The organism is Hymenobacter fodinae (genome assembly GCF_004745825.1).
GTDB lineage: Bacteria > Bacteroidota > Bacteroidia > Cytophagales > Hymenobacteraceae > Hymenobacter > Hymenobacter fodinae.
The window spans coordinates 215,638-230,687 of record NZ_SRLA01000004.1 but is presented as its reverse complement, the minus strand read 5'-3'; the positions used below and the strand labels follow the sequence as shown (position 1 = coordinate 230,687).

Sequence of the window (15,050 nt, the reverse complement as noted above, 5' to 3'; positions counted from 1 at the left end):
AAAACTCCAGCCAGTGGCTGGAGTTTTAATTAATCATATAGCGGAAATGCTATGCAAAGCTATAGTTTGCTGGCCTTCTTTGCTTCGCGGGCTTTGCGCTTTTCATCACGCAGGGCTGCTTTAGCGGCGCTTTCTTGGCGGCGGGCTTCCTTGGCCGCGTCTTGCTGGCGCCGGAGCTCCAGCTTCTGCTCCTTCATCTGCCGCTTCTGCTCGCGCATGGCGGTTTCCTGTTCTCTGAGTTGAGACTTGGTTTGATCTACGCTGCTGCGAGAAGCGGCGCTTTGTTGTTTCTGCGCTTCCAGCGTCGCCTTAGCATCGGCCGCGCGCTGTTGTTGCATCTGGAGGCGGGCCTGCGTGGAGTCGGCGGTCTGGGCCTGGGCAGCTTGGCCACCGAGGGCAAACACGGCCATTGCCGTTAATACTGCAACATGTTTCATGGTCTGGATAGTAAGGTACTGTCCAGGTTTAACGTTGCTAATACCCTGTGGGTTAGTTTTTATCTCGGCTTTCACTCCTCCACGTAGTCGAGGTCCTTCCCAAAGGTTTCGGGTAGGGTAGTAACGGCCCAGAAAGCAATCAACAGCGACACCCCACCAACAATAGCGCCGCTACTGATGCGGTTAGGCCCAGCGGTGGTGCCCAAGGCGGTTGCTACGCCATTGAATATGGGCACTAAGGCCACCACTGAACCACGGGCAAAGTTGGGAGCCGTAGTAGCCACGGTAGCCCGCAAGTTGGTGCCAAACTGTTCGGCGGCCACCGTCACAAACAGAGCCCAAAATCCTACCGAGACGCCTAAAACAAAGCACACGGTGTAGAAGGCCGTGGGCGAAGCACCCCTTAGGGCAAATAGGTACACACCCACCATGATGGCACAAAATGTTAGGAACAGCTGCAGGGCCCGGGTGCGGCTCCGCAGCAACTGGCTGAGGCTGCCGCTGATAAAATCACCAAATACCAGCCCGAAGTAGCACCAGAATACGCCCAGCCCAGCGGTAACGGGGCCCGTAATGCCGAGTGCTTCGCCAAACTCAGGCGCCAGCGTAATCAAGATGCCCACCACGAACCACAGCGGCACTCCAATGAGCAGGCACTTGAGGTAACGCACCAGTCGCGGGCCGTTGGTAAACAGCGCGAAGAAATTACCACGCTCTACCTGCGACTTCTTCGCCTGCTCAAACATCCCCGACTCATATACGCCCACCCGCAACGCGAGCAGAGCTAGGCCTAGGCCACCTCCCACGAAGTAAGCGTTGCGCCAGCCAAACCGCTCGCCCACCCAGTAGGCCAGCATGGCCCCCGATACACCCACGGTAGCTACAATCATAGTACCGTAGCCGCGCTTTTCTTTAGGTAAGGTTTCTGATACCAAGGTGATGCCCGCGCCCAGCTCGCCCGCTAGGCCTATACCCGCAATGAGGCGAAGCCAGGCATACTGCTCTAGCGTCTGTACAAAGCCGTTGGCAATGTTTGCCAACGAGTAAATCAGAATAGAGCCAAACAGCACCGACAACCGGCCGCGCTTATCTCCCAAAATTCCCCACAGAATGCCGCCAAGCAGCATTCCGCCCATCTGCATGTTAATGAGGAACAGGCCCTCACTGGTAACGGCGTCTTTAGCCGTAATACCTAGATCGTTCAGGCTCTTTACCCGCACAATGCTGAACAGAATCAGGTCGTAGATATCCACGAAGTAGCCGAGGGCAGCTACCACCACAATGGCACTAAATAGGCGGGCAGTTTTGGGAGGTGAGGTAGGAACGGTGGGCTGCATGAAACGTGGGAAGGAATTGCGAAATGCAGATTACGCAATTTTCTGGTTCTCTTCCAGCCCACGCCACCGGCTAGGCCACCTGCTCGTCGCAGCAGCCGTGGGCGCCCATCAATGGCAGCTCATCTTCTAGCTGCACCGTGGAGTGGCTGATATTAAACTCGTGCTGCAGGTCGTGCTGCAAGTCGCGCAGGAACAGGTTGCCGTTTTCGCTGCCGGGGCGCACCAGATGCGCCGTGAGGGCGGTGTCGCTGGTGCTCAGGGGCCAAATGTGAAGGTCGTGGACTTGCGTAACGCCGGGACGCGAGAGCAGGAACTGCCGGACTGCGGCCACGTCAATGCTTTCAGGGGCGGCCTGCAGGCTAAGCTGTACCGTTTCGCGCAGCAAGCCCCAGGAGCTCACGCTCACTACGGCCAGAATAATGAAGCTGATAGCCGGGTCAAGCCACTGCCAACCCGTGAAGTACACCAGCGCGCCGCCTACCACCACGCCCACCGATACTAGCATGTCGGTCAGCATGTGCAGGTACGCGCCGCGCACGTTCACGTCGCCTTTCTGGCCCCGACGGAACAGCCAAGCCGTGAAGCCATTTATCAGAATACCGAGGCCGGCCAGCAGCATGACCACGGGACCATTCACGGGCTCGGGGTGGCGCAGGTGGTCAATGGTTTCCCAGAGAATAAAGCCCAGCGCCAGATACAGCAAGGCCGCGTTCAGCAGGGCCGCCTGAATGGTGGCGCCTTTGTAGCCGTAGGTGTAGCGCTCCGTGGGGCGGCGGGTGGCCAGAAGCGAGGCCGCCCAGGCCAGCGCCAGACTCAGCACATCGGAAAGGTTGTGGCCCGCATCAGAAAGCAAGGCCGCCGAGTTGGCCCATAGGCCACCCGCCGCTTCGCCCGCCACAAACGCAAGGTTCAGCACAATGCCCCACTTGAAGGCCTGGCTGAAATTGCCATCGGCGGGCGGGCCATGATGATGGTGCGCGTGGTCGTGTCCGTGGTGGTCGTGGGCCATGGTAGGTACGGCTGAAGTTGTACGTTGGCAGAAAGCCGAGAGCTACTTGTGTGTTCCTGAGCAAACAACTTGCCCTAGGCCACTCGTTCAAGTTATAGTAAGGCTCTGCCACACCACCGACTACTTAAAGCTCAGCGGTACCACCAGCTTTACGCTTATGGTGCGGCCCATGTTATACACGCCCACCCGGCCGGTGGCATAGTTTACATCGGTGTACTTCAGGCGGCTCAAGTGGTTCTGGTAGGCTACATCAAACAGGTTATTGGCGGCTAAGTAGAGCGAAAACAGCGTCTTGTCCTGGCTATTTGTGACTTCGGTGCCAACGCCCACATTTACCAGCGTGTAACCCGGGGTGCGGGTTTCGGTATCGAAGGCGGAGAAGATGCGGTTTTGGGCGAAGTTGTGCTCCACGCCACCCCGGGCGTACAGATTGTGCAGGCGCGTGGTACCCACCTTCCGGAAGTTTACCCGCAACTCCGACTGCAGCCGGTCGGCGGGAATAAAGGGTAGGTATTTCTGGCCCTCGGGTTGGTCGTACTCAATGGCCCGCACCATGGAGAATGAGTTCTCAAAGTGCAGCCAGTCGAGGGGGTGGGGGTGCAGGTCGATGCTTACCTCGCCGCCCGCTAGGCGGGCATCGCCCTGCCCGTAGCGGAACAGCCGGTCGCCGGTTACGGCAATGGAGTCTTCGCCGGCGGCGTTGGCAATGCGGCGCGGGAAAATGTAGTTGCTGATGCGGTTGCGGAAGGCATCTACCGAGAGGCTCACGTGGTCGGAGATGTAGCTCACGCCACCATCAAGCTGGAAGCTGGTTTCAGCCTTCAGGTTGGGTTCACCTACCTCGTAGCGCGTGGTGCCCTCGTGTACGCCATTTGAGCCCAGCTCGGCAATGTTAGGAGCCCGGAAGCCACGGGCTACATTTGCCTTAATCAGCCACTTGTCGTTGAAGTTATACGCTCCGCCTACGCTGCCGCTTACGTTGCGGAAGGTGCTCTTGAAGCCTGAAAACTTAGCTTCACCTTGGCCAGCCGGCACCGGCTTTTCTTCTTCGTTCAGGTACAGTGCATCGGCATTGATGCGGCGGATATCATAGCGTAGGCCACCGCTCAAGTCTAGCTTGCCAAACGACTTCTTCGTGACGCCAAACAAGCCACCATCCAGTAGTTTATAAGCCGGAATAAGGAATTCAACGCCCTTGTTCTGGTTCTGCTGCTGCATGCCGCTCACCCCAAAGGTGGTGTTCCAGCCCTGCATTTCTGGCAAAAACCAGCGCACGGCGTAGTCAACAGTCCGCAGCTGGAAAAACAACGACCGTTCGTAGTAATCAAGTGGGTTGCCAAACTCGCGGCGTAGGTTTTGCTGCCAGCCCACATTCACGGTAAGCCGGTGCTGGCCCAGGATGAAGTTGTTGTCGGTGCCGATGCGCAGGTGGTTGATCTGCTGGCGCGGTACGTCAAGGCCATAGCCCGAAAAGCCACGGCCAGTTACTATTTCAGTGTCGCCGAAGCCATTGGTGCGCAAGAAGCGGCCCGATGTAGAATCCCGCTCGCCCTCAATGAGGCCTAGAATCTGATTAAAGCTGTTGTAGGTGAGGTGGGAGTAGCCCCAGCTTTTATTGAAGCCCACGTAGCCGTTGCTGTTCAGCTCCCGGAAGCCCGAGTTGTACACGCGGCCGTCGTAGCGGTTGCGGTAGTCGGCAGCTACCTTGCCCGAGCCGCGCACCTGCCAATTGAAGCCGTTCAGGTTGCCCGCATTCATCAGGGAGTAGCCCTGCTGGTAGTTGTTGGTCTGGTAGTTAGCGGCTACCGAGCCAATGATGCGGCCGTCCTCCACCGGGTCGGCGGGCAGAAAGTTGATAACCCCGGCCAGGCCATCAGAGCCGTAGAGCAAGGAACCGGGACCTTTGATTACCTCCGCCCGGTCAATGCTGAACTCGTCAATCTCGATGCCGTGCTCATCGCCCCACTGCTGGCCTTCCTGCTTAGCGCCGTTATTAAGGGTGATAACCCGGTTAGAGCTCAAGCCCCGGATAACCGGCTTGCTGATGGCCGCGCCCGTGGTAATTTGGTTGAGACCGGGCGTGTGGGCAATGGCATCCACGGCATTGGTGGCGGCCGTCTGGCGCAGGCGCGTCTGGTCAATAACGCTGGTCGGGATGGGGGAGCGGCGCATTTCCGTGCTGGCCGACACGCCCGTTACCACTACCTGCCCAATTTCCGTCTCGGCGGGCGTGAGGGCCACTTCCAGCGGCTGTCCGGTGCTGGTATCTACGGTGCGGGCCACGGTGGTAAAACCCACGAAGCGTACCTGCATCAGGAAGCGACCTTTGGGTAGGTTGGCAAACTGGAAGTTGCCATTGGCATCGGTGGAGGTGGCCTGACGCAGGTCGGGGAATACCACAGTAGCGCCGGGCAGGGCGTCGCCAGAAGCGGCATCAGTAACGCGCCCCCGCACGGGAACGGCTGCTGCCGCCCGCACTGAGCGGACTGCCGCCGGAGCCGGAGATTGAGCAAACGCCCCGCCCGCTAGGAGCAGTAGGCCAGTTGAGAGGAGAAGTCGGGACATGGAAGGCAATTTATGCGGAAGCCAATGAACGAGGGATGAGGCAGAAAGGCTGCACCACCGCGCAAAACCAAAGAAAGCACCGACTAATAGCCGGTGCCTTCCCAAAAATTCTCCACAACCAAACAGGGAGAAAGAGGGTGGAGAAGCCGTTTGCAGCCAGCTTCCCCTATATCTGTTAATTAATGATTGAGTGACTGAGTGAAGTGGCCTAGGGGCGTAGGTATTGGTCTGCCCTAAATATTCCGGCTATCAGCAACTTCAGAACTGCCACTAGTAGCTTCATCGGTGCTGCTGAAAGCGGCGACTAGGCCACTTCACTCAATCATTCACCGCTCTAGCGCACAGCCGTCGGGAAATCTACTTCCACGTCGGTGCTGCCGGGGGTGGCAGTGCCGTTTTTAGAGCCGGGCTGGTGGCGCAGCACCACTTTTAAGGTACCAGTAGTGCCGGTGGCATTAGCAGCGCCCGTTACGGCTTGGGTGGCTAGGCCTATCGGGAGGTTGTTCTTGTCCTTGTCGGTGGCCGTAACAGTCAGGTTGACGTTGCTGGGGGTAAATACGAACAGGTGCTCGTCGCCCTTTTCCAAAATTTCAGCAGTGGTGTTTTCGGCTGGGGTTTTGGTTTCATCGGACAGAGTCAGGGTGCCGGTATAGGTGGTATTAGGCGCCAGTACCAGCGTAGCGGGCGTAATTACTCCGGCCTGTCCGCCGTCACCATCAATGTCGCGGTACTGAATGGTAACGGCCGCACCACCGCTCTGGGGGGTTAGGGTATAGGTTACCGTTGTAATTTGCTCGTTGTCGTCGTCGGGCGTGGGGTCGTCGTTGTCTTTTTTGCAAGCCGAGAAAACAGTGGCGGAAGCCAACAGGGCCAGGAGGGCAGGGCGGAGAAAAACGGGGTTCTGCATGGAAAAGAGGTAAGGAAGGATGTGAATGGATGTAGAGAAAAGCGCTACTGCCGACTGCGGCCAAACTCCAAGGGCGCCCGCACGCGAAGTGTCACGTTGCGGCCCATTTCGTCGGCGAAGTAGCGGTAGCGGTTGAGGTAGTCGCGGTAGCGCTGGTTGAGTAGGTTGGAGCCCGCCACGCTCACCTCTAAGGGCAAGCGGCCCCAGTGCACGGTAGCGCCGGTTTCTAGGCCTAGTAGGGCGTAGCCGGCCGGCGGCAGGGCGTAATCTTTGGCGGCGTAGTTATCTGGCACACGGGTTTGGCGGGCCACGGCGTAGCCACCCAGGTTCACGTAGCGCCCAGTAAGGCGGCCACTGCCATCGGGCGCCTCGTAGCGCACCGAAAGCTCGGCCCGATCAGCGGGCATAAACACCTGCCACTGGTCGGCCTTGGTATCACGGCCGCGCACCACCGAGGCCTTGCCCGCCAGTTGCCACTGCGGTGCCAAGCGATATGTCAGGCCTAGGTCCAGGCCGCGCAAGGTGGCGTTGGTCTGGTAGTACTGCCAGCTGATGAGCGTACCCCGGATATTGATAACTGGTGGCAGAATGGGCTGTTGGTAGATGAAGCCGTTGATGGTCGTTTGATACACCGTCAGCTCTCCATTCAGGCGCGGGTTATCGTGCCAATTGGCCGTTAGGGCGGTGTGGTAAGCCGTTTCGGGCCGCAGGGCTCCGTTGCCGGGTACTAAGTCATAGCCAAGCTCATACTGGGCGTTGTGCACCCCGTCGCTGAACCGCTCGTTGGGCGCGGGCGCGCGCTCAGTGAGGCTAGATGTCAGGCTCAGGGTAAGGTGAGCCCCCTGGTCATAGATGGCGCCCAGCGAGGCGGCGGGCGTCACGTAGGTAAACTCACGCCGGTCTACGTAATATACCCCCAGCTCATTGCGGGTGCCGCGGCGGGTCTGCAGGTGGCGGTAGTCGGCGCGTAGGCCACCCTCCAGCTGCCACTTGCCCTGCTGCCAGCGCTCAATGGCAAAGGCGCCGGCCACGTAGTTGTTGTAGAAGGGGATGAAGCCCCTCGTGCCATCGGCGTAGCGGTTGAACTGGTACGTGCCAGCCAGCCCTACGCTTCCAGTGAAGTGGCCTAGCGGCTTGTGCTCCCAAATCAGTTCCCCCGTGGTGGTGCGGTTGGAATAGCTTAGGGCCGGCCGGTTCCGCGCCGCCCGTTCGGCGTTGCGAGCTGAATACAGGTCATACTCGTCACGGAAGTCTGTCTGCTGGCCTAGGGTGGCCGTCAGGCGCCCCACCGTGCCCGTCTTGATAAACCCCGACAGTTTCAGCAGCTCGTGGCTGACCTGCTGGTAAGCTCGATTGATATCGTAGTTGAAACTGGTAGTTTCCAGGGGCCGGGGCCGGGCAATGGCAGCAGCCAGGTCAGAAGGACTCTCTGCGTGGGCCGCCGGCAAAATGCCCAGCTTCGTGCTGAACTGGCTATAGAACGCCTCGAAGCCATACGTGTCTTTACGCCAGCTCACTGCCCCGGAGTAGTCGTACTCCTCAAAGCCTGAGTTTTTCAGGTAATAGCCAGGGGCCCGCATAGTACCGGCGCGTTTGGCTGTACCCTGCACGCGCCAGCTCAGGGCCGGCAGCTTGGCCAGGTTGCCCTCCACCGTGCCCGAAGCTGCGCCCAGGCCATTGTTGCTCATGCCTACCAGGTTCAGCTCGCCCCCAGTGCCCACAGAATCGCGCAGAGGTTTGGGCTGCACCAGCACTACGCCGCCAATGGCATCGGAGCCATACCGGACGCTGGCGGCGCCCTTCACCACCGTCAGTTGGGAGGCAATAAATGGGTCAATTTCCGGGCCGTGCTCCTGGCCCCACTGCTGCCCTTCCTGCCGCACGCCATTGTTGAGAATGGTCACGCGGTTGGAATGCAGCCCATGAATCATGGGCTTGAAGATGCTCGGGCCAGTTTGGATGGCCGTTACACCGGACACTTTCTGTAATGCCTCGCCCAGCGTTTGCCCCCGGGTCTGTTGCAGAGCTTGTCCGCTTAGGGTGGCGGTAGCTTGGGTAGTAGGAGCCTCCACGTGCTGACCGTTCACCGTGGCACCTTGCAGTAGAACAGCATCGGGGTGCAGCTTGAAGTCGCGCACCACGGCGGAGCCCAGGCGCACCTCGGCGGTTTCGGAGGCATAGCCCACAAAGGAAACCTGCACGTGGTACGTGCCCGGGCATAACTCAAAATGATAATGGCCATCGGCCTCGGTTTGGATGGCCTGCTGGGTTTCCAGCACCACCACCGTCGCGCTGGCCAACGACTCCCGACTCTCGTGGTCGGAGATGCGGCCGCTCAGCGACGAGGCGCACGTACCCGACTGGCCTAGGGCTGCGGCAGCCGAGCTCAATAGGAAGAGCAACAGCCACGCACACCTAAACCGGTCCGGTGCGCCCGGAACACGGAAAAGCATAAAGGAAACGGAAGACGCCGGAATACTAAACCGGCCCGCGTAGCAGCCCCGCAATGGGGCGGAGAGAGGCGTAGCTCTCCTGCAAAGTACACGCGTTGCTTATGCCACAAAGAGGGCAAGGCGTGGCTACGAGTGGCCTACTATGGGTTTAGCAGTGGCTAGGCGGCCCGCGCAGGCCAGCAGTAGGAGTGAAGGCAGATACGCCCGTCAGCAGCCTGAGAGTTGCCGTTACGGGCAAATAGCTAGTAGCTTCAGCTGGCAGCGCAAGGGGCTCCGGAGTTTGGAAAGCTTCCTTGAAAAACTGATCAACATCGCAGTGCTGGTGCTTGGCTGAGAGCAACGCCTTACCCTTAGGCCACTTCACCGATTGCGTAGGCTCCTCGGTGGTATGTTCGTGGGAGTGCAGGGCCAGTACCCACGCATCGGGCAGCAGCACCCGCACAAAGCACAGGAGCAGCACAAGAGCCAGACGAGACCGTAGGGTACGCATTTGCAACATTGTGTCAGTTGAGAGACAAATGTAAAGGGAAATATTGTAATCCTTTGCGGGCAACGAAAATGGCGCGTCAGATTCACGAAAGCATAACGCTCTGACAACGTGTAGTCAATACGCAGATGAGACCTTTGTGCTGTTCTTTCACATCATTTCATTAGCTATGAAAACCATCACTTTTCGTCTACTACGCCGCCTAGCGGCCGTGCTGCGTCCCACTAGGAAAGGCTCCGCTCTAGGTACCACCGAGGTGCTATTTGTATGAGTGGCAGTGCCAAACAATCATTTTCATTTCGTCCAGCGCGCTTTCACTATCGGTTGTCGCACCGAGCCGTTGCTAGACCAGTAGTAACGCACGAAATGCACCCCACTCAAAAGGTCGCCACAACTGCCCTAGTGGCCTCAACAACGGAGCCTATAGCCGCAGGGCAACTGGCTGCCTAAATCTGTTCAGGTAGAACTCAGCCAAGATAATCCAACATTCAACGAGGTATTGGATAGGCCTAGCGAAATAGAATCGAGCTAAGAATACTGTATTATAGCTTTGCCTTCAGAGTAAGCCAATTTCTCGGCTTACATAAGTTGGTAGTACTATGATATGCGTAGTTAATTCATTGTTTGTGCAGGTTTCGCCGCAGTCGCGGTTGTTGCGTTGGGAATGGCGTGGGCCCCTGGAGTTTAAAGAATTTGAGCAGTCGCTGCAACAATTACTGGTAATATCCCAGGATCATCAGATAACGCAGTGGTTGGTTGACAGTAGCACTATGCCTTTGCTAGGCATGGAAGAGCAAGCATGGCTCAGTGACAAGTGGTTAGAGCAATTTTTGGCGTTGGGAGTAGAGCATTTGGCCTTTATTGAGCCACCTAACTTGCATAACCAGTTGATTGTGGAGAATATTCTCAGTGAAGCCCAGCGCCACGCTCGCATCAACTTTCAGTTCTTCTCTGATATTCCCGCCGCCCTCGATTGGCTCACTCGTTCAGCCACGCCCCTCATTGATAGTTTGGAGCGCGAATGGCAGGCGGCTTTGCCGCCTTCTCAGCGCATTTACCGCAATGCTATGCGTCAGCTATGGGAAGTAGGTCGCTAGGCCACTGCCGATTCACTAAGGTGGCTAGCCTACGGGGTCAGCATGCGAAAGCGCTGTCAAACTGACAGCTAAAGAGGAACTGGAATACGGTTTGAAAGCCGAGAATTTCGCCAGCCAGCAAGAAATCGGCTGGCAATTCGTCTGCATTCCTGTTTTTAACTCCTCTTTTCCAACGCGCTATGCAAGAGAAAGGCAGCATCTCGATTCACACCGAGAATATCTTTCCCATCATCAAGAAGTTCCTGTATTCTGACCACGAAATCTTCCTGCGGGAACTGGTCAGCAATGCCGTAGATGCCACGCAAAAGCTGAAGAGCTTGGCCCAGCTGGGTGAGTTTAAAGGTGAGCTGGGTGAGCTGAAAGTGAAGGTAAGTGTGGACAAGGAAGCCCGCACCATCACCATCTCCGACCGCGGCCTGGGCATGACGGGCGAAGAAATCAAGAAGTATATCAATCAGATTGCCTTTTCCGGAGCTTCTGAGTTTGTAGAGAAGTATAAGGAGAAGGATGCCGCCGCCAAAGACCAGATTATCGGTCAGTTTGGCTTAGGCTTCTACTCGGCCTTCATGGTAGCCAATGAGGTAGAAATCTTCTCGAAGAGCTACAAGGAAGATACCGAGGCCGCCCACTGGGTGTGCGACGGCAGCACCGAGTTCAGCCTCGAAACTGCTGAGAAGGCCGACCGTGGCACCGATGTGGTACTGCACGTAGCCGAAGACTCTGATGAGTTTCTGGAAGCTGCTCGCCTGCGTACCATCCTGACCAAGTACTGCAAGTTCCTGCCCATCGAAATTGAGTTCGAGGGAGAGGTAATCAACCAAACGGCTCCGATCTGGACCAAGCAGCCCTCTGAGCTGACCGACGAAGACTACACCAAATTCTACCAGGAGCTGTATCCCTTCTCGGAGGCTCCGCTGTTCTGGATTCACCTCAACGTAGATTATCCCTTCAACCTGACGGGCATTCTTTACTTCCCGAAGGTGAAGGACGAGCTGCAGTTCCAGCGCAACAAAATCCAGCTCTACTCGCGCCAGGTATTCATCACCGACGAGGTGAAGGACGTGGTGCCCGAATTCCTAATGCTGCTCCACGGCGTCATCGACTCGCCCGACATTCCGCTGAACGTGTCGCGCAGCTTCCTGCAGGCTGATGCAGCGGTGAAGAAAATCAACACCTACATCACCAAGAAGGTAGCCGACAAGCTGGCCGAGCTGTTCCGCAAAGACCGCATGGGCTTCGAGGAGAAATGGTCGGACATTGGGCTGTTCGTGAAGTACGGCATGCTCTCCGATGAGAAGTTCTATGAGAAGGCCAAGGACTTCGCGTTGGTGCAGAACGTAGGTGGCAAGTTCTTTACCCTGAAGGAATACCAAGAGTTTGTACAGGCCAACCAGAAGGACAAGAACGACCAGACCGTGGTGCTCTACACCACTGACCCTGAGTCGCAGCACGCCTTCGTACAGGCCGCTCAAGACCGTGGCTATGATGTGCTGAAGCTGGATGCCGTGCTCGACCCGCACTTTATCGGGCAGTTGGAGCAAAAGCTGGAGAAAACCACCTTCAAGCGCGTGGATGCCGACACGGTTGGCAAACTTATCGAGAAAGACGAGCAGCAGGAAAGTGTCCTCAGCGACGACGATAAAACCAAGCTGCAAGAGCTGTATAAAGGTGCCATCAGCAACGAGCACATGCACGTGCAAGTAGAAGCTCTCTCGCCCCAGGATGCGCCGGTTGTTATTACCTTGCCTGAGTTCATGCGCCGCATGAAGGATATGCAACGCACCGGTGGGGGAGGAGGCATGCAGATGTTTGGTAGCCTCCCAGATAGCTACACGGTGAGTGTGAATGCCAATCACCCCATTGCGCAGCGCGTGCTGAAAGCTGAAGGCGAAGCCGGCAGCAAGCTAGCCCGGCAAGCCTACGACCTCGCTCTGTTGGCGCAAGGTATGCTGAAAGGCGAAGCGTTAACAGCCTTTGTGAAGCGTAGCGCTGATTTACTAGCTACTGAGTAGCATAAAAAAGTCTTAATAGTTTAAAGTAGTACAAAGCCCTGGCTTCAATAGTCAGGGCTTTTTGCTTGTTAGTGTCCGCTAGAATGGCCTGCTTGCTGATTCATGGTTTGGGGTGGGCAAAGTAGAGGGCACCAAATGCGTTTATATTTACGTTCGATGCTGCGAATTCTGCCTTTACTCCCGATGCGTCTGTTCCGCCTACCCCTGTTTCTATTGGTTAGCCTGCTGTTGTCGCTGGCGGCCTGCTCCAAGAAAACAGTTTCATTTAACAGCAAGCCTGACACCGGTGGCCTAGCCTTAAGTGGTGATACACTCACTACTGCTCAGGATACTACTAAGGCACCTTCACTCATCGCCAAGCGTACCACGCTCACCAAAGAACAGGAGCGAGCTGCTAAGGAAAAGGAGAAAGCCGCCCAGCGTAAACCCAAGAAGAAGAAAAACATCTTCCTCGGGGAGCGAATTAAGAAGGCCTATGTGAAGTCGGGTGGTAAGGGCAAAAATCAACGCATCGAAACGTTTTATTACCTGCGCACTTTCCAACAGCCTAACCCGTATGCCCCGGCTCGTTACGTGTATGACCCCAAAAAGCGTCGTATCATAAAGGCGAATGGGGATATTGACGGAAACCTGTTTCGGGTGCTACATGGCCCCTACAAGAAAACAGAAGGAGGCAAAGTAGTAGAAACCGGGTACTACGCTGTTGGCACCAAGCACTTACGCTGGGAAACATTCAATCGTGATAATATCCTGCTCACGAAGACGCATTATGAAATGGGTTTTCCGCGCGATGCCAACATAACGTACTATGATGGTGCTCAGAAACAAGTGAAGGAAGTTATTCCTTTCGTGAATGGGAAGCTGGAAGGCGACTACGTGCGCTACAACGAAAATGGCCAGTTGGAGTGGGATGGGCAATTTGAAAACGGAAAGCGCATCGGGACTTGGAACCGGTACTGGGGCTTCCGCAACGCGCGCAACCGCCTTCGCTATGAATATCAGTATGGAGAAACCGGGTACGACCCCGAAGTAACCGAGCCAGTGTTGGTGAAAGAATATAACCGCAATGGCGTGCTGATTTATGAGAAAGATAAACTCGACAAGCGTGGTGAAGCAGATACAGCCCGCCCCGGTATGAAGAAATAAACAGCGCTGCATAAGTGCAAAGGGGCGCAGCCTATCAGGCTGCGCCCCTTTGCCTTCCTAAGTAATGGATTAAAAGAAGGCATCTTGAAAATGCTCTACTCGTAGGCCACTGCTATCGGGCGTAAGCGCCAAAATGTCAAACCGAATATCACCGGCCCAGGCTAACTCTTCCTGTACCTGTTCTGCCGCGCGACGAAAGAGCTCTTGTTTGCGCGAGGTCACAAATTCCTCGGGGTAACCAAAGCGAACCGTCGTACGCGTCTTGACCTCAACAAACACTAGAAGCTCCTGGCCTAGGCGGACAATTAGATCGACTTCGGCGCGCCGGTAGCGGTAATTTCGATGCACCAATTCATAGCCTGAAGCTAGTAAATAGTCGAGGGCAGCATCTTCACCAGCTTGGCCAATAGCATGTGCGGTGGTGGGCATCATATCCAGATCAATATGCGCAAAATATATGCTACTGAGTATGGTAAGTGCGAGCAGTGGCCATTAGGTAACTCCGTTTAATGATAGCTCTTTCGTTGAGGTTGGAAGTAAAAATGGTACCTTTGCGCGCTTTCTGAACAGCAATAGAAAGCCAGCTCGCTTCCTTGTCAGTTCAGTTTTCCTCAGGCGTAGGAGAGAGAAAAATGACGTGATGCTAAGCCAACTGCCGAGCTTCTGTCATTGCTGTGTCAGCATCGTTTCTTTGCGCTAAATAGCTAAATTGCTTGATGATAAAGGCAGAAATAGTTGGGTTTCTAAACTAACTGACGTCTTTCCACTAGGGCTCTTTCGCTGCTTATTTTAACTGCTCATGGACTTTCTTTCGGCCTGCGTAGCACCCACCACTCCAGTTGCGCCCGCTCTAGCAGCGGCGCCTATGCAACCGGGACAGAACCGACAAATTCAGGTGCGGCGGTTGGGCTTGGTGGAGTACGTACCTACTTGGGAGCTACAGGAGCAACTGCTAGCTGACACGCTGGCAATCAAAACCCGCAATCGCGCCGCTGTTGAAGCCGGCGAGCCTGTTGAGCCTACGCCCAACTACTTGCTGCTTTGTGAGCACCCTCATGTGTATACCTTGGGCAAGAGTGGCAAGCCAGAGCATTTGTTGCTCGATGAGAGTGGCCTAGCCGCTCACGAGGCTACCTTCCACCGTATCAACCGCGGGGGCGACATTACCTACCATGGCCCCGGCCAGCTGGTGGGCTACCCCATCCTCGACCTCGATAACTTCTTTACCGACATTCATCGTTACCTGCGGGTGTTAGAGGAGGCCGTTATCCTGACGCTGGCCGACTATAAGCTGCGCGCCGGACGTATTGATGGACTTACCGGTGTATGGCTTGACTTTGAGGAAGGAGCCACTAATCCTCGGAAAATTTGCGCTATGGGCGTGAAGTGTAGCCGCTGGGTAACCATGCACGGCTTTGCCCTAAACGTAAATACCGACTTATCGTATTTCGGGCATATTGTGCCCTGCGGTATTACTGATAAAGCAGTTACGTCTTTGCAGCAGGAGCTAGGCCAGGTAGTGCCAGTTGCTGAAGTTCAGGAGCGCTTACTACTGCATTTGGCCGGATTATTGGGCGCCGAACTAGGCTCTTGAGTTTTT

The 15,050-nt window shown here is 56.3% G+C and carries 12 protein-coding genes; 4 read left to right on the top strand and 8 right to left on the bottom strand.

The features are described 5' to 3' along the window. Positions 1-59 precede the first annotated feature (59 nt). From EU556_RS18785 to EU556_RS18755, 7 genes are all read right to left on the bottom strand, one after another. Positions 60-437 carry a hypothetical protein gene (locus EU556_RS18785; RefSeq protein ID WP_135435678.1) on the bottom strand — a complete coding sequence of 126 codons (378 nt, stop codon included), beginning with the start codon at positions 435-437 and terminating at the stop codon, positions 60-62. Positions 438-508: 71 nt separating this feature from the next. Continuing rightward, a complete protein-coding gene (locus EU556_RS18780; protein ID WP_135435677.1) occupies positions 509-1,774 on the bottom strand; it encodes an MFS transporter in 1,266 nt (421 codons plus the stop codon). Between the two features lie 70 nt (positions 1,775-1,844). Continuing rightward, complete coding sequence (locus EU556_RS18775; protein ID WP_135435676.1) at positions 1,845-2,783, bottom strand: cation diffusion facilitator family transporter; 939 nt, start codon at positions 2,781-2,783, stop codon at positions 1,845-1,847. A 120-nt stretch (positions 2,784-2,903) separates the two neighbouring features. After that, a complete protein-coding gene (locus EU556_RS18770) occupies positions 2,904-5,348 on the bottom strand; it encodes a TonB-dependent receptor (protein WP_135435675.1) in 2,445 nt (814 codons plus the stop codon). Between the two features lie 334 nt (positions 5,349-5,682). Further along, positions 5,683-6,255 carry a hypothetical protein gene (locus EU556_RS18765; RefSeq protein WP_135435674.1) on the bottom strand — a complete coding sequence of 191 codons (573 nt, stop codon included), beginning with the start codon at positions 6,253-6,255 and terminating at the stop codon, positions 5,683-5,685. Positions 6,256-6,299: 44 nt separating this feature from the next. Then, positions 6,300-8,708 (bottom strand): TonB-dependent receptor, encoded by a 2,409-nt coding sequence (locus EU556_RS18760; RefSeq protein WP_135435673.1) that lies wholly within the window; start codon positions 8,706-8,708, stop codon positions 6,300-6,302. A 148-nt stretch (positions 8,709-8,856) separates the two neighbouring features. Beyond that, positions 8,857-9,198, bottom strand: coding sequence for a hypothetical protein (locus tag EU556_RS18755; RefSeq protein WP_167855635.1), 342 nt, complete (start codon positions 9,196-9,198; stop codon positions 8,857-8,859). Between the two features lie 596 nt (positions 9,199-9,794). Between EU556_RS18755 and EU556_RS18750 the strand changes: the two genes are divergently transcribed. The 3 genes from EU556_RS18750 (at position 9,795) to EU556_RS18740 (ending at position 13,450) form a co-directional block, all read left to right on the top strand. After that, a complete protein-coding gene (locus EU556_RS18750; protein WP_135435671.1) occupies positions 9,795-10,292 on the top strand; it encodes an STAS/SEC14 domain-containing protein in 498 nt (165 codons plus the stop codon). Between the two features lie 179 nt (positions 10,293-10,471). After that, on the top strand, positions 10,472-12,304 hold the full coding sequence (htpG, locus tag EU556_RS18745; protein ID WP_135435670.1) for a molecular chaperone HtpG: 1,833 nt from the start codon (positions 10,472-10,474) through the stop codon (positions 12,302-12,304). A gap of 183 nt (positions 12,305-12,487) precedes the next feature. Continuing rightward, complete coding sequence (locus EU556_RS18740; RefSeq protein ID WP_135435669.1) at positions 12,488-13,450, top strand: toxin-antitoxin system YwqK family antitoxin; 963 nt, start codon at positions 12,488-12,490, stop codon at positions 13,448-13,450. Between the two features lie 69 nt (positions 13,451-13,519). On the opposite strand, the gene EU556_RS18735 is transcribed toward EU556_RS18740, so the two are convergent. Further along, on the bottom strand, positions 13,520-13,882 hold the full coding sequence (locus EU556_RS18735) for a YraN family protein (RefSeq protein WP_245327796.1): 363 nt from the start codon (positions 13,880-13,882) through the stop codon (positions 13,520-13,522). Positions 13,883-14,315: 433 nt separating this feature from the next. On the opposite strand from EU556_RS18735, the gene lipB reads away from it, so the two are divergent. Further along, positions 14,316-15,044, top strand: coding sequence for a lipoyl(octanoyl) transferase LipB (lipB, locus tag EU556_RS18730; RefSeq protein WP_135435960.1), 729 nt, complete (start codon positions 14,316-14,318; stop codon positions 15,042-15,044). The last annotated feature ends 6 nt before the right edge of the window (positions 15,045-15,050 follow it).